This window comes from Rhodococcus sp. P3_B8 (genome assembly GCF_056402775.1).
In genome coordinates this window covers 32,531-50,850 of sequence record NZ_JBFUGT010000028.1, presented here as the reverse complement: position 1 = coordinate 50,850, position 18,320 = coordinate 32,531, and the positions used below count along the sequence as shown (strand labels likewise).

At 67.3% G+C, this 18,320-nt stretch carries 18 protein-coding genes; 8 read left to right on the top strand and 10 right to left on the bottom strand.

The features are described from left to right. The first annotated feature begins 34 nt into the window (after positions 1 to 34). A complete protein-coding gene (gene phoU, locus AC1D1G_RS13465) occupies positions 35 to 733 on the top strand; it encodes a phosphate signaling complex protein PhoU (RefSeq protein WP_105412955.1) in 699 nt (232 codons plus the stop codon). A gap of 156 nt (positions 734 to 889) precedes the next feature. On the opposite strand, the gene pstB is transcribed toward phoU, so the two are convergent. From pstB to AC1D1G_RS13435, 6 genes are all read right to left on the bottom strand, one after another. Continuing rightward, the gene (gene pstB, locus AC1D1G_RS13460; RefSeq protein ID WP_007301060.1) at positions 890 to 1,666 is read right to left on the bottom strand and encodes a phosphate ABC transporter ATP-binding protein PstB; all 777 of its coding nucleotides are present in this window, start codon (positions 1,664 to 1,666) and stop codon (positions 890 to 892) included. Between the two features lie 43 nt (positions 1,667 to 1,709). After that, positions 1,710 to 2,618: a phosphate ABC transporter permease PstA gene (pstA, locus tag AC1D1G_RS13455; RefSeq protein WP_105412954.1), complete on the bottom strand. Its 909-nt coding sequence runs from the start codon at positions 2,616 to 2,618 to the stop codon at positions 1,710 to 1,712. 3 nt (positions 2,619 to 2,621) lie between these two features. Further along, positions 2,622 to 3,695 (bottom strand): phosphate ABC transporter permease subunit PstC, encoded by a 1,074-nt coding sequence (pstC, locus tag AC1D1G_RS13450; RefSeq protein ID WP_477952471.1) that lies wholly within the window; start codon positions 3,693 to 3,695, stop codon positions 2,622 to 2,624. A 67-nt stretch (positions 3,696 to 3,762) separates the two neighbouring features. Continuing rightward, a complete protein-coding gene (gene pstS, locus AC1D1G_RS13445; RefSeq protein ID WP_477952469.1) occupies positions 3,763 to 4,881 on the bottom strand; it encodes a phosphate ABC transporter substrate-binding protein PstS in 1,119 nt (372 codons plus the stop codon). 214 nt (positions 4,882 to 5,095) lie between these two features. Further along, positions 5,096 to 6,013 carry a mycothiol synthase gene (gene mshD, locus AC1D1G_RS13440; protein ID WP_283330672.1) on the bottom strand — a complete coding sequence of 306 codons (918 nt, stop codon included), beginning with the start codon at positions 6,011 to 6,013 and terminating at the stop codon, positions 5,096 to 5,098. Next, the gene (locus AC1D1G_RS13435; RefSeq protein ID WP_280778705.1) at positions 6,010 to 6,768 is read right to left on the bottom strand and encodes a winged helix-turn-helix transcriptional regulator; all 759 of its coding nucleotides are present in this window, start codon (positions 6,766 to 6,768) and stop codon (positions 6,010 to 6,012) included. The genes mshD and AC1D1G_RS13435 overlap by 4 nt, the downstream gene beginning before the upstream one ends. A gap of 208 nt (positions 6,769 to 6,976) precedes the next feature. Between AC1D1G_RS13435 and AC1D1G_RS13430 the strand changes: the two genes are divergently transcribed. The 5 genes from AC1D1G_RS13430 (at position 6,977) to AC1D1G_RS13410 (ending at position 10,132) form a co-directional block, all read left to right on the top strand. After that, entirely contained in the window at positions 6,977 to 7,756 is a 780-nt protein-coding gene (locus AC1D1G_RS13430; protein ID WP_105412950.1) for an LmeA family phospholipid-binding protein, read from the top strand. After that, positions 7,753 to 8,229, top strand: a complete 477-nt coding sequence (locus tag AC1D1G_RS13425; RefSeq protein ID WP_477952467.1) for a thioredoxin family protein — start codon at positions 7,753 to 7,755, stop codon at positions 8,227 to 8,229. Before AC1D1G_RS13430 ends, AC1D1G_RS13425 begins: the two co-directional genes overlap by 4 nt. A 237-nt stretch (positions 8,230 to 8,466) precedes the next feature. Continuing rightward, complete coding sequence (locus AC1D1G_RS13420; RefSeq protein WP_105412948.1) at positions 8,467 to 8,919, top strand: DUF4395 domain-containing protein; 453 nt, start codon at positions 8,467 to 8,469, stop codon at positions 8,917 to 8,919. A gap of 67 nt (positions 8,920 to 8,986) precedes the next feature. Further along, positions 8,987 to 9,823, top strand: coding sequence for a sulfurtransferase (locus AC1D1G_RS13415; RefSeq protein ID WP_280778707.1), 837 nt, complete (start codon positions 8,987 to 8,989; stop codon positions 9,821 to 9,823). Positions 9,824 to 9,826: 3 nt separating this feature from the next. Next, the gene (locus tag AC1D1G_RS13410; protein ID WP_005244353.1) at positions 9,827 to 10,132 is read left to right on the top strand and encodes a DUF1416 domain-containing protein; all 306 of its coding nucleotides are present in this window, start codon (positions 9,827 to 9,829) and stop codon (positions 10,130 to 10,132) included. 69 nt (positions 10,133 to 10,201) lie between these two features. Here the strand turns inward: AC1D1G_RS13410 and AC1D1G_RS13405 are convergent, their stop codons facing one another. Beyond that, entirely contained in the window at positions 10,202 to 11,509 is a 1,308-nt protein-coding gene (locus AC1D1G_RS13405) for a cutinase family protein (protein WP_477952464.1), read from the bottom strand. 323 nt (positions 11,510 to 11,832) lie between these two features. On the opposite strand from AC1D1G_RS13405, the gene AC1D1G_RS13400 reads away from it, so the two are divergent. Both AC1D1G_RS13400 and AC1D1G_RS13395 read left to right on the top strand, forming a co-directional pair. After that, positions 11,833 to 12,474, top strand: coding sequence for a heme-binding beta-barrel domain-containing protein (locus tag AC1D1G_RS13400; protein ID WP_025431873.1), 642 nt, complete (start codon positions 11,833 to 11,835; stop codon positions 12,472 to 12,474). Positions 12,475 to 12,560: 86 nt separating this feature from the next. Continuing rightward, positions 12,561 to 13,664, top strand: coding sequence for a type IV toxin-antitoxin system AbiEi family antitoxin domain-containing protein (locus AC1D1G_RS13395; RefSeq protein WP_477952462.1), 1,104 nt, complete (start codon positions 12,561 to 12,563; stop codon positions 13,662 to 13,664). A 242-nt stretch (positions 13,665 to 13,906) separates the two neighbouring features. Here the strand turns inward: AC1D1G_RS13395 and cydC are convergent, their stop codons facing one another. The 3 genes from cydC to cydB are packed head-to-tail and all read right to left on the bottom strand — an operon-like array spanning position 13,907 to position 18,316. Next, positions 13,907 to 15,586, bottom strand: a complete 1,680-nt coding sequence (gene cydC / locus AC1D1G_RS13390; protein WP_477952460.1) for a thiol reductant ABC exporter subunit CydC — start codon at positions 15,584 to 15,586, stop codon at positions 13,907 to 13,909. Then, positions 15,576 to 17,282 carry a thiol reductant ABC exporter subunit CydD gene (gene cydD, locus AC1D1G_RS13385; RefSeq protein ID WP_477952458.1) on the bottom strand — a complete coding sequence of 569 codons (1,707 nt, stop codon included), beginning with the start codon at positions 17,280 to 17,282 and terminating at the stop codon, positions 15,576 to 15,578. Before cydD ends, cydC begins: the two co-directional genes overlap by 11 nt. Next, positions 17,279 to 18,316, bottom strand: a complete 1,038-nt coding sequence (cydB, locus tag AC1D1G_RS13380; RefSeq protein WP_009477911.1) for a cytochrome d ubiquinol oxidase subunit II — start codon at positions 18,314 to 18,316, stop codon at positions 17,279 to 17,281. Before cydB ends, cydD begins: the two co-directional genes overlap by 4 nt. Positions 18,317 to 18,320: the final 4 nt, after the last annotated feature.

The following is an 18,320-nucleotide window of genomic DNA, read 5'->3' as shown; positions in this document are numbered from 1 at the left end:
ACTTGGTTTCCCGTGCACCGTAGGCTGTGACCTCATGCGCGTGGCTTACAACGAACAGATGACCGAGCTTGCCGACTTGCTCGGTGAGATGGCGGGGCTTGCGGGGGTCGCCATGGAGCGAGCCACCCAGTCGCTGCTCCAGGCAGATCTCTCCCTCGCCGAGCAGGTGATCGGCGAGCACGACAAGATCACCGAGCTCAGCACCATCTGCGAGGAGCGGGCGTTCGCCCTCCTCGCCCTGCAGGCGCCGGTCGCCGGCGACCTCCGCTCGGTCGTCAGCGGAATCCAGATCGTCGCCGACATCGACCGCATGGGTGCGCTGGCTCTCCACGTCGCCAAGATCGCGCGCCGCCGACATCCCAACCACGTGCTTCCCGAAGAGGTCAACGGCTACTTCGCCGAGATGGGGCGCATCGCCGTCTCCATCGGCGCCGCTGCCCGCGAGGTTCTCGAGACGCGCGATCCCGAACGGGCCGCGCGCCTGCGTGAAGAGGACGAGGCGATGGACGACCTCCACCGTCACCTGTTCACCGTCCTCATGGACCGGGAGTGGAAGCACGGCGTGGCCGCGGCGGTCGACGTCACCCTGCTCGGCCGCTTCTACGAGCGTTTCGCCGACCACGCGGTCGAGGTGGGCCGCCGGGTGATCTTCCTCGTCACCGGCAAGCTGCCCGACGAGACCCAGACGCCCGCCGTCGACGCCGACACCCTCACCTCGTACCCCGAACTGTAGAACTCCCCCAACACTTTTCGCGCGAACGGGACGCTCGTACGGTCTGACCGTACGAGCGTCCCGTTCGTTCGGCCGAGGTTCGCCCGAGGTCGCCGTCCGCAGACGCGAGAACGCCCCGACCGCGGTACCGGCCGGGGCGTTCTCGTGTGTGTCGCTCTATCCGAAGCGGCCCGAGATGTAGTCCTCGGTGGCCTTCTGCGTCGGGTTGGAGAAGATCTTCTCGGTGTCGTCGATCTCGACGAGGCGGCCCGGCTTGCCGGTGGCCTCGAGGTTGAAGAACGCCGTCTGGTCACTCACGCGCGCCGCCTGCTGCATGTTGTGGGTGACGATCACGATGGTGAAGTCCTTCTTCAGCTCCGTGATCAGGTCCTCGATCGCAAGGGTCGAGATCGGATCGAGCGCCGAGCAGGGTTCGTCCATCAGCAGGACGTCGGGCGAGACCGCGATGGCCCGGGCGATGCACAGACGCTGCTGCTGACCGCCGGAGAGTCCGCCGCCCGGCTTGTCGAGACGGTCCTTGACCTCGGTCCACAGGTTGGCGCCGCGCAGCGACCGCTCGGCCACCTCGTCGAGACGCTTCTTGCTGCGCTCGCCCTGCAGCTTCAGTCCGGCCACCACGTTGTCCTTGATGGACATCGTCGGGAACGGGTTGGGACGCTGGAACACCATGCCGATCGTCTTGCGGACGCCGACCGGGTCGATGCCGGAACCGTAGATGTCCTCACCGTCGAGCAGGATCGAACCCTCCACGCGCGCACCGGGAGTCACCTCGTGCATGCGGTTCAGCGAACGCAGCACCGTCGACTTGCCGCAGCCTGAGGGGCCGATGAAGGCGGTCACGTTCCGCGGGGGGACGGACAGCCCGACATCGGCGACGGCGTGGAATTTGCCGTAGTAGATGTTGACGTCCTTGAGATCCAGACGCTTGGCCATTACCGGCTCCCTACTGATTGGTGTTCGAAATCGAGTGTATGTGTCACTTGCTGCGGACCTGTGAGAAGTGGCCGATGACCTTGGCCAGGATGTTGAGGATGGCGATGAGGAGGATCAACGTCAGCGCCGCACCCCAGATGCGGTTGGTACCGGCATCGGTCGGGTTGTTCATCTCGGCGACCATGACGCCGGGCAGCGTGCCCATCTCGCCACCGAACAGGTTGAAGTTGATGAAGGGTGCGTACCCCACGAGGATCAGCAGCGGCGCAGTCTCACCCATCACCCGGGCCAGCGCCAGCATGACGCCCGTGATGATGCCGGGCAGTGCGGTGGGCAGCACGATCTTGGCGATCGTCTTCCACTTCGGAACGCCCAGCGCGTACGACGCCTCGCGCAAGTCCTGCGGAACGATGCGGAGCATCTCCTCCGTGCTGCGGACGACGACGGGAACCATCAGCAGCACCAGGGCGAGCGCAACGGCGAAGCCGGACTTGGGGAAACCGAACGTCGCGATCCACAAGGCGTAGATGAAGAGGGCGGCCACGATGGACGGGACACCGCTCAGGATGTCGACCATGAAGGTGGTCAGCTTCGCGAGCCGCGACTTCCGGTCGGCGTACTCGACGAGATAGATCGCAACGAACAGTCCGAGCGGAATGGACAGCACCGCGCAGACGATTCCCTGCAGAATCGTGCCGATCAGCGCGTGGTAGATGCCGCCGCCCGCCGCCGAGGAAGTCAGTCCGCTGAGCGAGTGGGTGAACCAGGTGGCCGACGTCAGGGCAGGGATTCCCTTGATGACAGCGGTGACCAGGACCCACACCAGTGGGACCAGCGCCACGAGCACTGCCAGCGTCACGAGGACGGTGGCGGTGAGGTCGGTGATGCGTCGGCGGACACCGACCCCCTGGAAGGTGGGGGCCTTGACCGGCTTGTCGAGGGTCGCGGTCATGGGTCAGTCCTTCTTTCCTGCGATCACGGCGCGGGCAGCGGCGTTCACGACGAAGGTGAGCACGAAGAGCACCAGACCTGCGGCGATGTAGGCGCCGGCCTGAATGTTGTTGTTGAACTCCGCGTAGCCGAGAGCGATCTTGGAGGCGATGGTGGCGCCGCCGTCGAACAGTGACCATCCGAAGGGCTGCGACGTGGTGCGCAGGATCAGGTATAGCGCCATGGTCTCACCGAGGGCGCGACCGAGGCCGAGCATCGATCCGCTGATGTAGCCCGACTTGCCGAACGGAATGATCGTGGTTCGCACCACTTCCCAGCGGGTGGCACCTAGCGCGAGCGCCGCCTCGATCTGGGGCGTCGGCGTCTGCACGAACACCTCGCGGGTCACCGCGGTGATGACAGGAAGGATCATCACGGCGAGGACGATACCTGCGGTGAAGATGGTGCCACCGCCGGTGATGGAACCGCTTCCTGTCGCGAACAGTGGGAACCAGCCGAGCTTTTCGTTGAGCCACATGGCAAGCGGTTTGATCGCGGGAGCGAACACCAGCAGGCCCCAGAGGCCGTAGACGATCGACGGCACGGCGGCCAGCAGGTCGATCACGTACGCCAGCGGACGTTTGAGCCAGTTCGGCGAGTACTCGGTGAGGAAGATCGCGATGCCGAGTGCGACGGGCATCGCGAGGATCAGAGCGAACAGCGAGACGAGCACCGTCACCTGGAACAGGTCGAGAACACCGAACGCCATGGCGTTGATGTTCTGAGTGACCCACTCGCGGCTGGTGAGGAAGTTGACCTGGTTCCTGCTCAGCGCGGGAACTGCGCGCCAGATCAGGAAGATGCCGATCGCGGCGATGAGAATGGAGATGAAGACGGCCGAGGTGGTTGCGAGGGACTTGAAGATCCGGTCCCCCGGCCTCGCGACGGACTTGCCGCGCGGTACACCTGTCGGAGTCGGGGCTTCGGCCTTGGTGGTACTCAACTCGGCCTCCGGGGTGCCGTTCGGACCGCCCACCCCGACTCCGCCAGAAGCGGAGCCGGAGGCGCGAGGTGCTGATTCGATGTGCGCTTCACTCATCTGCGCTCGCAATCTTTCCTGGTCAGAATATCGAGTCATGGGCGGGTCCGAACTACTAACGGTACGATCAGCCGATTGCGGCGACCGACGCGTTCAGCTTCTCCTTCATGGAGTCGGGCAGCGGCACGTAACCCTGCTCGGCCAGGTTGTCCTGACCCTCGTTGGCCGCGCTGGTCAGGAACGACTTGACCGCTGCGGAGGTGTCGGCGTCGTAGCCCTTCGAGCACACGATCTCGTACGTGGCGAGCACCAACGGGTACGCACCCGCTTCCTTGGTACCGAAGATCGAGCCGAGGTCGAGGGTCAGATCGCCCACACCCTCACCCTTGAACTGCGCACCCTCGATCGCCTTCGCCGCGGACTCGTCGGACAGCGCGACGGGGCCGGAGCCGGTGTCGATCTGTGCGGCAGACAGCTTGTTCTGGTCGGCGTAGGACTTCTCGACGTAGGTGATCGAGCCCGGCGCGGAGGCCACTGCCTGCGCGACACCGGCCGAACCCTTGGCGCCCTCACCGATTCCGCCGGTGAAGTCGGAGCCTGCACCGGTGGTCCAGGCGCCGTTGGAGGCGGCCGTGAGGTACTGCTGGAAGTTGTCGGTGGTTCCCGACGAATCCGAGCGGATGATCGCGGTGACGTCCTGGTCCGGCAGGGTGGCGCCCGGGTTGAGCGCGGCGATGGCCGGGTCGTTCCACTTCTTGATGGTGCCGTTGAAGATCTTGGCGGTCACCTCGCCGTTCAGCACCAGGTCCTCGACGCCGTCGAGGTTGTAGGCGACAGCGACGGGTCCGAAGACGAGCGGAAGGTTCCAGGCCTCGCCGCCGACGCAACGGGCCTTGGCCTGCTCGGCCTGCTCGGCCTTGATCGCCGAGTCGGAGCCGGCGAAGTCGATCTGGCCCGCGATGAACTGGGTACGTCCGTCGCCGGAACCGCTGGGGTTGTACGCCAGGTTGACGGTCTTGCCCTTTTCCTGGCAGACGGAGATGTAGGTGGAGACGAACTGGTCCATGGCGTTCTTCTGGGCCGAGGAACCGGCCGAGGAGAGGTTGGCCTTGCCCTCGCACGTCGCGTTGGACGCCGCTGCGTCGACGCCGCTCGACGCCGCGTTGTTGTCGCTGCCACACGCGGCCAAGGTCATGGCACCCAGGGCCACTGCACCGAGCAGGGCGCCATTGCGCTTGAGATTCACCTAGTCCTCCGGAAATACCGTCTCGCCCGCGATCGGGCGGCGACATGAGGTGCGTTTCTTTGAAATCTGCACCAGGCAACACGGCGCTGCCCACGGAGAAACCTAGGGGTAGCTAATGTCCAGTTGGACCACGATCGGTGAACGGAAGGTGAACAGACCGAGCATTTGTCCACATTTCCGAGACGAACAACAGGTGCGGCAGTAGAGGAACGCCTCAGGCGCGGGCGTACGCGACGTCGGTGTGGAACCGCTCGAACCCCAGCCGGTCGTAGGTGTGCAGCGCCGACGCGTTGTCGCCTTCGACGTAGAGCAGCACCGCACCGAGCCCGCGGTCACGCAGGTAGTGCAGTCCGGCGAGCGTCAGCAACCGGCCGAGACCACGCCCTTGGGCGTCGGGGCCGATCGCCACCACGTAGACCTCACCGATGGCCGGCTCGTCGCCCTGCTTCGGGTGCACCTTGGTCCAGTGGAATCCGAGCAGTCTCTGCTCGTCCGAAGCGGCGAACGCCATGAACAGTCCGGACGGATCGAACCAGGCCTCCGAACGACGCTCGGCCATTTCACGTTCGGTCCACGACCCCTGCTCGGGATGCCAGGCGAAGGCGGCAGCGTTGACCCGCAGCACCTCGGGATCGTCCTCGACGCCGCGGTACTCGCGGAGTGAAACATCTTCCGGCACAACGAGTTCTGGGAGTTCCGCACCGGCGAGCGGACGCCGGAGCTGCAGAAGTTCGCGCGCACCGGTCAGCCCGAGGCGCTGCGCCACCGCCTGTGCCGCAGGCAGGTTTCCGTGCGCCCACACCCGGGCGTCCGGACCACCCTCGGACAGGACCTCGGTGACCAACCGGCCACCGATCCCCCGGCCACGGGCCTCGGGGTCGACGGCGAGTTCGGCCATCGCGGGATGATCCCCGTGACCCGGCTGCAGCTGCGCATACCCGACGATCCGATCGGCGTCGGTCTCCACGAGATGACGGACACCGGCGCTACCGGCGCCGGACACGGCGTGCACGCCCTGCTCCGACACCGGCGCGGTTCCATCCGCTGCCGTCGCGCGTTCGAGCAGTGCGGACACGTCCGCAGCTTGCTTGCCGTCGAGTCGATCAGTCCAGGACTGAACCGAAGCACTCACTGGATCGCCGGCCCTTCCGCGGATTCGAAGTCCGCATCCTCGGCGTCGAGGTCGTCGATGGGCGGCACCGGCGCACCCGACTTGCTGCGGGTGGGACGGACGGCCTTGTAGCCGACGTTGCGGACTGTACCGATCAAGGATTCGTACTCGCTGCCCAGCTTGGCGCGCAGACGACGCACGTGGACGTCGACCGTGCGGGTACCGCCGAAGAAGTCGTATCCCCACACCTCCTGCAGCAACTGCGCGCGGGTGAAGACGCGACCCGCGTGCTGTGCCAGGTACTTGAGGAGTTCGAACTCCTTGTAGGTGAGGTCGAGGGGACGGCCGCGCAGACGGGCCGTGTACGTGCCCTCGTCGATGACCAGTTCACCCAGCGTGATCTTGCCGGAAGCCTCCGGGCTCGCGACGCCACCGGTGCGTCCGACCAGCAGTCGGAGGCGGGCGTCCACCTCGGCCGGTCCGGTGCCCGGGAGCAGGATGTCGTCGAGGCCCCAGTCGGAATTGACCGCCACCAGGCCACCCTCGGTGAGGACTGCCACCACGGGAACCGCGGAACCCGTGCTGCCCAGCAGCCGGCAGAGGCCGCGAGCCGCCGCGAGATCGGTGCGCGCATCCACCAGGGCGATGTCGGCGGAGCTCGCTTCCAGGAGAGAGGACACCTCCGTCGGGGCAGGCCGCACCGAATGCGCCAGCAGGGCGAGGGCAGGCAGCACTGCCTCGGGGTTGGGGTCGGAGGTAAGAAGCAGTAGCTCCACACAGCCTCCCATCTCGTCGCCGTCGTACCCGGCCGGCAGACGGAATCGTTCATCCGCCGGTCCAGGTAGATCGACACTGAAGGTATCGACACTTTTGTCGGTGACAGAGTAGCGCGCCGCCGTCGGCGTTCGTTGCACCGAACCCCCGGCCGACCGGCGCGGAGGTTGCACCGACACTCCCCCGACCGGTGTCCGTCACAATGGGGCCGTGCGGAAACTCATCATCGGAATCGTCTTCCTCGTGGCTCTCGGTCTCGTCGTCGACTTCGGTTCGGCGGCCTACGCGGAGTACCGGGTGTCGCGGGAACTGCGGGCAGGGGCGTCCCTCACAGCGGATCCCGAGGTGACGGTTCACGGCTTTCCGTTCCTCACCCAGGCGTGGGACGGAAAGTACGAGAACATCGAGATCCGCGCCCAGGGAGTACAGAGTGACGTGGTGGGTGAGGTGACTATCGAGTCCACCCTCCTGGGTGTCTCCGCGCCGCTGTCCGACCTCGTCGACGGCTCCGTGAAGGCCCTTCCGGTCGATCACCTCTCCGGCCGCATGCTCATCGACGCCACCGACCTGGGACGCTTCCTCGACATCCCTGACCTGCAGGTTTCGGCCCCGCCGGCCAGCAAGTCGGACGGTACCGGGGGCTCCGGCGGCTCGGGGATGCCGACCGCGGGCGGCGTCGTCCTCACCGGCACCGTCCCCGTCGGGCCCATCGAGACCACCGTCAGCGTCCAGGCCGACCTGGTTCTCGACGGCGGTCAGGTGAAGATCGTCGCCAGCGACTTCTACTTCGGACCCGAAGGCCACGCCGACTTCACCATCCCCGAACCTCTCGCCCCCGCGATCCTCGGCCTCTTCACCCGGACGATCGACCCCCGGGAACTCCCGTTCGGCGTCCAGCCGACGGAGGTCTACGCGGAAGGCTCGCAGATCGTCATCGAGGGCGTCGGCAACAACGTCACGATCGACCTGAACGAACTGCAGAGCCGATGACCGGAATCACACTGTTACTGATCGCACTGTTCGCCGCCGTCGTGTTCGGGCTCGTCTGGCAACGCCGCCAGGGGACCGTCCGGAGCACCGGCAAGACTTCCGCGGTCGTGACCGACCGACGACGACTGCTCCTCGAGGCGGCGGGCGTCGGGCCGGCATCGCCCGAGCACCCTCGACGGGCCACCGTTCTCCACTTCTCCGCCGACTGGTGCGGACCCTGCGCGGCGGTGCGCAGGGTGGTGGGACAGGTCGTCGCGGACCTCGCCGGCGAGCCGGAACCTCCCGTCGAAGTGGAGGTCGACATCGACGAGTATCCCGCTCTCGCCAAGGAACTCGGCGTTCTGTCGTTGCCGACGACGTTCATTCTCGACGCCGACCTGCAGCAACGCTTCCGGGTGTCCGGAGTACCCGCCGCGACCGACCTGCGGGCCGCGCTGGGACCCCTCACCCGGCCCCCGGGTTCAAATTCCTGAAGAACCGGGTAAACTCGTCGTCGTGCAATCCAGCCACGAGCTCATGCTCACCCGTCGCCGCACAGTAGACCTGTGCCGCCTCGGGGCTTGTTGCTGTACCTGTTGCTGATCACCAGGGCTGTCGCTTTCTGCTGACACCGCGGATTCCGCGCACGTGATCTCACCCCCGATGACGACGTCTTCCGTCGTCGTTCGGCGCCAGGCAAGCATTCAGGACTCACCGCAGGAGCACTTCTCATGTCCACAACACTCGAGCTCGAGCAGGTCGACGTTCGTGGCCCCCGGTTCGCCGCCTGGGTCACCACCGCCGTCCTCGTCGCCGTGCTCGTCGTGTCGACGTTCTCGCTGGTCGCAGCAGGAATTCTGCTGGCGCTGCAAGCGGTCGTCTTCGCGGCAGGCGCAGCCACCGGGCCACGGCGCAGCCCGTACGGCCGGATCTTCGGCACCCTCGTCGCGCCGCGACTCGCCCCGGTCAGTGAACGCGAACCCGTCGCACCGCTTCGCTTCGCGCAGCTCGTCGGCTTCGTCTTCGCCGCCGTCGGCACCGTCGGCTTCTTCGCCGGCTCCGGCGTCGTCGGCGCCGTGGCCACCGCATTCGCCCTGTTCGCGGCGTTTCTCAACGCTGCGTTCGGCATCTGCCTCGGCTGCCAGATCTATCCACTCGTCGCACGCTTCCGCACGGCGGCCTGAAAGTTTCACACCGAGAACCACTGCACGATCCACCCGACACAAGTAAGTACACATCGAAAGGAACACCATGGCTCGCTCCGATGTCCTAGTCTCCGCCGACTGGGCTGAGCAGAACCTCAACGCCCCCAAGACCGTTTTCGTCGAGGTGGATGAGGACACCAGCGCATACGACGGCGGCCACATCGAAGGCGCCATCCGCCTCGACTGGCGGAAGGACCTGCAGGACGGCGTCCGTCGTGACTTCCTGAACCAGCAGCAGTTCTCCGACCTCCTGTCCGCCAAGGGCGTCGCCAACGACGACACCATCGTTCTCTACGGCGGCAACAACAACTGGTTCGCGGCGTACGCGTACTGGTACTTCAAGCTGTACGGCCACCAGGACGTGAAGCTGATCGACGGCGGCCGCAAGAAGTGGGAGCTCGACGGGCGTCCCCTCTCCAAGGAGACCGTCACCCGCGCGGCCACCCAGTACAAGGCCGAGGCCCCCGACCTGTCGATCCGCGCGTTCCGCGACGAGGTCATCGACGCCATCGGCAGCAAGAACCTCGTCGACGTGCGTTCGCCCGACGAGTTCTCCGGCAAGATCCTCGCTCCCGCGCACCTGCCGCAGGAGCAGGCGCAGCAGCGTGGACACGTCCCCACGGCCATCAACATTCCGTGGAGCACCACCGCAAACGAGGACGGCACGTTCAAGTCGGACGACGACCTGGAGAAGCTGTACTCGGAGAAGGGCTACGACGAGTCCAAGCCCACCATCGCGTACTGCCGTATCGGCGAGCGCTCCAGCCACACCTGGTTCGTGCTCAAGGAGATCCTCGGCAAGTCCGATGTCAAGAACTACGACGGCAGCTGGGTCGAATACGGCTCGCTCGTCGGCGCACCCATCGAGTTGGAGGTTCACTGAGCCATGTGTGGAGCACCTGTACAGACCCAGACCCTGCCCGCGGGCGTCGACGTCGAGAAGGAAACGGTCATCACCGGCCGCGTTCTCGCCGCTGACGGCCAGCCGATCGGTGGAGCGTTCGTGCGTCTCCTCGACGGCGGCGGAGAGTTCACCGCCGAGGTCGTCGCCTCGGGCACCGGAGACTTCCGCTTCTTCGCCGCTCCCGGCGAGTGGACCGTGCGTGCACTGTCCAGCTCCGGCAACGGCACCTCGACGGTGAGCCCGTCGAGCGCAGGCGTGCACAACGTCGACGTCACGGTCGGCGAGTAGTCACCAGCTGACGACATCAGAAGGGCCCCGCTCCGGATTCGGAGCGGGGCCCTTCTCGTCGTGCGGACTCTACTTGCCCGGTGCAGCTGGGATGGTCTCGCCGCCCTTCTCCGACTGCGCGAGTGCGGTGATCCAGTCGACGACCTTCTCGCTCTCCCAGTACCAGGGGTCGTTCGGGTTGTTGTTCCAGTAGAACAGGTGCTGGATGAAGCCCAGGAAGATGTACGGCTTGATCACCAGTTCGAAGACGTCCCTGTTGTCCTCGACGAACCCCGGGCCCTCGTCGGCGAGCTTCGCCTTCACGACCTCCGAACCGGGACCCATCGCCCAGTTGAGCGCCTCGACGATCTGCTCCTGGGACACCTGCATGTTGCGGTCCGGGCCGTCTGGGTCGTAAGTCCGGTCGGCGACCTTGCGGAGAACGTCGAGGAAGGACTCGTCGGAGGCGAACCAGTCTTCGTGTGTGACGATGTGCACAATCGACCGCGCCGCCATGTTCGTCACCGCATTCGCGAAGTCGGAGACCGTCTGGCCCGGGTTCAGCAGGGTGAAGTGCATCTGTCCCAGCACCCCGAGTGCCAGTTCGAGAACGGCGATCTCCTGCGGCGCGTCGCACGCGATGTCGTAGGGGCGGCACGCGTAGGTGATCTTGCCGTCGAGAGCGCCGTAGTCGGCCGGCTCGGACGACATGAAACCGCCTCCGGGCGGGCCGGGTTCGCCCATCGAGGGGGTGCCCGCGGGACGGTACGGGTCGCCGATCAGCGCGACGCCGGCGATGTCGTCGGCGGTAACCAGAGCGTTGCCGTCTCGGTGGCCGAGTTCACGCGACACCCTTTCGACCACCTCGGCGCCGACGCTGTATCCGAGTAGCACGTACTTGGTGTCGTCGCCGCACTTCACCTTGTTCTCGTCGAGAATCTTGTTCGTCGACGCAACACCCGCAGCCATCGAATCCTGGTATGTCGGAACAGGTTGCAGCAGACCCAGACCGTACGTGGACGGGTAGGGAACGTACATCCACCCCACCGTCCCCGGATCGTCCTTGTTGGCCTCGCCGGTCGGCACCGTCACGTTGCCCACCCAGTTCGACCAGAGCTGCCGATTCTCGTCAGCCAGAGGGTTGCGGTCCACCGTCGAGTCGGTGGCGCCGGATACGGCGACGATCATCACGTCGGGGCAGTCGGCGGCGTAGTTGTTCGGATCGACACGGTCCGTGTCGGCACTCCCCGAATCTGCACTTCCCGAGTCTGCGCTCCCGGTGTCGGGCGCGGCGACGGCAAGGCCGGGAGCACCGAACGCGGTGGCGGTCAGCAGCAGCACCGTCGCCGCGATCGCGGCCCGCACCGGACCGGTGACGGCAGTACTCGATCGAAGCATGGGACCTCCGGGAGGGACGGGAGACGAGACGACCGCATGAGAATGTTCGGAACCGACCGGGTGGTCGCCTTCGAGAAACCGTAGCCGCAGTCACGGTAAGTCGCCTCCCGTTTCGACCGTTCGACGGGTTCGGTTTAGGATGTCCCCGTGGTTATCTTCTTCGAGGTACTTCTTGTCCTTGCCGCCGTGTTGATCACGTGGTTCTCGCTCTACACGATCTACCGCCTGGTCACCGACGAGTCGTGAGTCAGAACCCGGACGCAGGCGCAGATCCGCCTTCCGAGCACCCGACTACGAGCGCGCCCGCTGGGGACACCCCCGCCGTGCGTCGTGGTAGCGGTGACGCAGCCGTCGCGGACGCCATCGAGCGTTCCAAGACGACGGCGTCGCGGAACATCCCGCAGCTTCCGGACCTTCCGCTGCCCGAGGACACCGCAAATCTGCGCCTCGGCCCGGATCTGAACAACGAACTCCTCGCAGTACTGCCCCTCGTGGGTGTGTGGCGCGGTGAAGGGGAAGGCCACGACCCCGACACAGGCGACTACCCCTTCGGGCAGCAGATCATCGTCTCCCACAACGGTGGCAACTACCTCAAGTGGGAATCCCAGACCTGGGTCCTCGACGCCGACGGCGAATACGTGCGCCCCGACCTCCACGAAACCGGCTTCTGGCGGATCAGCGGAGACGGGATCCCCGGCAGCACCAACGAGGAAGTCGTCGAACTCCTCCTCGCCCACAGCTCCGGCATCGTCGAACTGTTCTACGGTCAGGCCCTCACCCAGTCGTCGTGGGAACTCGCGACCGACGTCGTGATCCGCAGCACCTCCGGTGTTCTCGTCGGCGGCGCCAAGCGTCTCTACGGCATTGTCGAGGGCGGCGACCTCGCCTACGTCGAGGAACGCATCATCGCCGACGGTGAGCTGCGTCCCCACCTCTCCGCGCGTCTGTCCCGCTACGTTGGCTAGCGCCCGTGAGTACTTATTAACCACGGGCGGTTAACAAGTACTCACGGCTCGGGTTATCCACAACCTGAGGTTCATCCACAGGTCAGTTGAGATCGGCCTGTTTCGGACGAATCCTGTCGGTCGGCGTGCGCACCGTCGCGTCCATGACGACTGCGACGATCGACTTCAGGCCCGAATTCCAAACAGTCCTCGACTATCAGCACGGCCTCGTCACGGCCCGCCAACTGCGCGGACTGGGTATCTCGACCCGGCAGATTCAGCACATGGTGGAGTCCGGCCAGTGGTCGGCGGTTCTGCACGGCGTCTACGCCGTCACGAACGGTCCGCTCGACCGGCCGATGAGGCTGTGGACGGCACTGCTGTTCGGCGGTCCCCGAGCGATTCTCAGCCATCGGACGGCGGCCGAGGAGTGGGGGCTGATGCCCGTCGACCCTGACGGGCCGATTCACGTCACGGTGCCCTACGGATTGTCTGCGGAGCCGCAGGGACCGACGTATCGGAAGGCCGGCCGGCGATCCGACCGTCCCGTTCCCCGCGAGGGGGATCTCCTGCATCCCGGGGTCGTGGTGCACCGATCCCGGGCGCACGCCCACATCCTCGTCCCGACGCTTCCGCCTCGAACGTCCCAGGCCGACACCGTCGTGGATCTCGCTGTCGCGGAGCCGTCGGCGGTGGCGGCCGCACGCGTCCTCGTGTCGGCGGTCACCGGCAGCGACATTCCGGTCCACGAGTTGCTTCGACGGATCGAGCAGCGTCCACCGCGCAGGTACCGCAAGGCTCTGACCGACGCTCTGACGTTCGTGTCCGGCGGAGTCCAGTCGATTCTCGAGCACCGGTACGCGATCGACGTGGAACTCGCGCACGGACTGCCGGCCGCTCGACGACAGTCGCCTGTTCTCGTCGACGGACGAACCCTTTACGAGGACGTCGACTATTCGGAAAGCGGCGTTCCGCTCCTCGTGCGGCTGGACGGACTGCGGTATCACTCGTCGCGGTCGGTGGCCCTGCGAGATCGGCGTCGCGGCAACGCGGCGGAACTCGCCGGCAAGGCGACGCTGGTCTGGGAGGAGGTGACGCGGCGCTCGTGCGACGTCGCGGCCGAGGTGCGGACGGTGCTCGAGCGGGGCGGCTGGAGTGGTCCGAACTCGTGCCCCCGCTGCCGTGAGTACTTATTAACGTCGGGCGGTTAAGAAGTACTCACGGGCGCGGAGCGCACAACGGCCCCCGAGCCTTCCGGTGCGTGTGCACCGGGTCCGATCTGGACCAGACCGGGGGCTCGGGGGCCGGGTAGCTGCCTGGGATTCGCTCGCCGCTCGCGCGGTCAGTGAATTCCGTCAGCGGTAGCGGCTAGCTGGCAGCCACCTCACGTGTCCGTCTGTCATACAATTTCAGACCACCTCCTTCCTCGTGTACTGAAGAAAGTACGCCGCACTCACGGAGTCGGCAACGCATTTTCGCTCTCAGCTTTCTCCACCCGTATCACCAGGTCAGCGCTGGTATCCTCCGGAAGCTGGTGGGTGACCACCACGACGGTGCGCTGCGACGACACCAGTCCGCCGTCGCGTGCGAGCAGTCGCCGGAGCAGGTCGGCGCCCGCGTCGGCGTCGAGGTGCTCGGTCGGTTCGTCGAGCAAGAGCACCCGGTCGGGCGACAGCAGAGCCCTGGCGAGGAGCAGTCGGCGACGCTGTCCACCGGACACTGCCCTGGCACCGCCCGCGAGGGTCGTGTGCACGCCCTCCGGCAGCCCCGACACCCAGCCCCCGAGCCCGACCGACTCCAGGACGGTCAGCGCCTCCGCGACCTGGAGGTCGCCGCGCGCCACCCGCAGATTCTCGAGCACGGACGTGTCGAAGAGGTGCGCGTCCTCCGCGAAGAATCCGACGTTCCGGCGGAGAGCCTCGGATCTGACCCGTTGGAGGTCGAGTCCGTCGACCTGGACCGTCCCCGACACCGGGGGGAGCAACCCGGCCAGGGTCATCAGGGTGGTCGTCTTCCCGGACCCGCTGCCGCCGACGATCGCGACCCGGGCGCCTGACTGTAGGTCGAGGTCGAGCGGGGCGGTGACCTGCCCTCCGGGCCAGCCGCACCGCAGGTGCTTGGCGACGACCTCGGCGGGCCCGTCCAGTTCCCGGTCTCCGGGGTGCGGATCCGCGACGGCGGCGTCGAGCACGGCGAGTATCCGGCGAGACGCGATACGGGCCCGGGTCAGCGCGACCGCCGCGGCGGGCAGCGCGGCCGTGGCCTCGAACGCGGACAGCGGCAGGAGCACGACGATGCCCATCGCCATCGGGCTCATCGTCCCCGACGAATACAGGTCCATGCCGATGAGCAGTGACGCGATCACGCTCACGCCCACCGCGAGTGGTGTGGCGGCGTCCGCGAACGCGCTGGGTGCGGCGGCGCGGTCGGTGGCCGCGACCGCGGCGTGTTCGGAGCGGACCGCCCGCGACACGGTTCGGTCGAGGCGACCCGCGACGCGGAGTTCCGCGGCGTGATCGAGCGCGGTGACGGCGTCCTCACTGAACCGGGCGCGCGCGTCGGCCCCGGACGTCTCGGCGAGGCGGGCGGCCCGCGCGGACAACCAGGGCGCCGCGACCCCCGACACCGAGAGCGCCACGGCGAGCACGAGTGCGGAGGCGGGCGAGATCACCGCGAGGATGCCGACGGCGGCCACGGCCAGGACGACGGACACGGCGATGGGGACGATCGCGCGGACGACGACGTCACCGAGGGTGTCGACGTCGGCCCCGGTGCGGGCGAGCAGTTCGCCGCGGCGCAGGCCGGCAGCGGCCGCGGGGTCGCCGTCGGCCAACCGCTGGTACAGCTGGGTGCGGGCGGACGTGGTCCCGCGCAGCGCGGTGTCGTGGGTGGCGAGCCGCTCGAGGTACCGGAAGACGCCGCGGGAGATGCCCAGCGCGCGCACCGCCACGACGGCCACGCTGAGGTCCAGGACGGGCGGCATCTGCCACGCCCTCGTGATCAACAATGCCGACAACGCCGCCAGCGCGAGCGCACTGCCCAGCGTGGCCACGCCGGCGGCGACGGCGCGCACTACCCGCCCCGGTTGCAGGTCGAGGAGCGGCAATGCCCGGATCAGCGGGTCACGCGACATCGGCGCTCACCTCGATCACCCGGTCGGCGGCCGCGAGCACGGTCGGCCGGTGCCCCACCACCACGACCGTCCGGCCGGCGGCGGCCAGGCTTCGCAGCGAATCGAGCACGGTCCGCTCCGACGCGTCGTCGAGGTGCGCGGTGGGTTCGTCGAGCACCAGGACGGGACGCCGGGTGGCCAGCACGCGGGTCAGCGCGAGCCGCTGCCGCTGACCGAGCGACAGTCCCGTTCCGCCGGACCCGACGCGCGTGTTCCAGCCGTCGGGAAGTTCGGCGAGGACCTCGTCGAAACCCGTCGCGGCACAGGACTGTTCGAGGTCGACGACCTCGCCGATGAGCCGGAGGTTCTCGTCCAGGGTGCCGGGTACGAGGACGGGGTGCTGCGGGAGCCACGCCACCTGCGCCCACCACGCGGACCGGTCGAGCGAACTCACGGCGGTACCCGCCACCCGCACCTCCCCGCGCTCGGGTTCGACGAGGCCGAGGAGTGCTTGCACCGCAGTCGATTTCCCGGAACCGTTGGGTCCGGTCAGGACGGTCACCGCACCGGGTTCGAGGGCGCCGGTCAGGCCGCGCGGTGCCGGGCCGTGCCGGGACGGGACGTCGATGCCGTCGAACTCGATTCGCGCCCCGGCCGCGTCGACCAGAACCGCACCGTCGGCGGCGTCGTCGGGACGATCGGTATCGATGACGGCGAAGGCCCGGCTCGCCGCGGCCATCCCGTCCTCGGCGGCGTGGAACTGAGTTCCGACCATCCGCAGCGGGAGGTACACCTCGGGCGCGAGAATCAGTGCGACGATTCCGGCTTCGAGTTCCATCCCCCCGTACACCAGCCGCAGTCCGATGCTCACGGCGACGAGTGCGACGCACAGCGTGGCCAGCAGTTCCAGCACCATCGACGACAGGAACGCCACCCGCAGTGCCGACATCGTGGTGCGGCGGTGGGCGTCGCCGAGTTCACGCACCCGCCTCGCCGGTCCCTGTTCGCGGCCCAGCGCGCGGAGCGTGGGCAGGCCGGCCAGGAGGTCGAGCAGCTGGGAGGACAGTGTGGTCATCGCGGTCAGCGTCTTGGCGGCCTTGCCCCTGGTGAGCAGACCGATGAGGATCATGAAGATCGGGATGAGCGGAAGTGTGACGAAGATGATCGCCGCCGACGTCAGATCCTGAAACGTGATGACCGCGAGCGTCGCCGGAGTGAGCGTCGCCGCGAGGACCAGCGCCGGTAGATACCCGGTGAGGTACGGCACGAGACCRTCGATTCCGCGGGTGAGCACGGTCGCGATCTCGTCCCGCCGCGGGTCGAGTTCGCGCGGTCGCAGACGGGTGGCGACGCCGAGGACCTCCCCCTTCAGCTCCGCCACGACCCGCGTGGCGGACCGGTGCGCGAACCGGGACTGCAGCCAGGTGCCGAGCACCCGCACGCCCACCGCGGTCGCGAGGACCACCAGTTCGGTGGACCATCGCCCGAGGTCGGTGGCGTCGTCGACGATGACCCCGCCGAGCACGCGGCCGATCATCAGTGCCGACACGATGACCATCGCGACGTTGACGATCGACAGCGCGACCGTGAGGACGAGGTACCCGCGGGCCGCCGCGGAGTATCGCCAGAGGCGGGGATCGACGGGACGCCGGGAACCTCGCTCCGCGCCCGGGCGCTCGTCGGCCGGGCGGGGTGCGTCGCCTACCGCTGCGCTCATCTGCGCCCGAGTGGGAGACCGATCGACGGCGGGATGTGCTTGGTCGAGATCCGTTGGCGGAACACCCAGTACGTCCAGCCCTGGTAGATCAGCACCACCGGGGTGAGGAAGGCGGCGGCCCACGTCATGACCTTCAGCGTGTACGGACTCGACGAGGCGTTGTCGATGGTCAGGTTGTACGCGGCGTCCAGTGTGGACGGCATGACGTTGGGGAACAGCGAGCCGAACAGCAGGGCCACCGTGGCGATGACCGCGATCGACGTGAGCAGGAACGCCCAGCCCTCCCGTTCGGCGCGGGTGAACGCGACCACCCCGAGGAGTGCGGCGGCGGCGATCGCGACGAGAATCCACGTCCAGCCCTTGCCGTGCGCCAGCTGTGTCCACAGCACGAACGCGCCTGCCACCGGAACGGCCGGGATCGCCAGCCGGGACGCCAGTTCGACGGCGTCCGTGCGTACTTCGTCGGCCGTCTTCAGGGCGAGGAACACCGCGCCGTGCAGGGCGAACACGAGTGCGGTCGTCAGACCACCCAGCAACGCATAGGGATTGAGCAGATCGAAGAGGCTCGAGGTGACCTGCTTGTCGGCGTCGATGTCGACGCCCCGCACGATGTTCGCGAACGCAACACCCCACAGCACGGCAGGCACCCAGGACCCGAAGACGATGCCCCAGTCGCACCGCCTGCGCCAGGTGTCGTCGTCGATCTTGCCGCGGTACTCGATGGCGCAGATCCGGACGATGAGCGCGACGAGAATGATCAGCAGCGGCAGATAGAAGCCGGAGAACAACGTGGCGTACCACTCCGGGAACGCGGCGAACAACGCGCCGCCACCGGTGATGAGCCACACCTCGTTGCCGTCCCACACCGGGCCGATGGTGTTGAGCACCACCCGCCGCCGTGTGTCCCCGTTCGGGTCCTTGCGCCTGCCCAGCACCGGCATCAGCATGCCGACACCGAAATCGAATCCCTCGAGGACGAAGTACCCGATGAAGAGCACCGCGATCAGGATGAACCACACTTCTTGAAGTCCCATGACC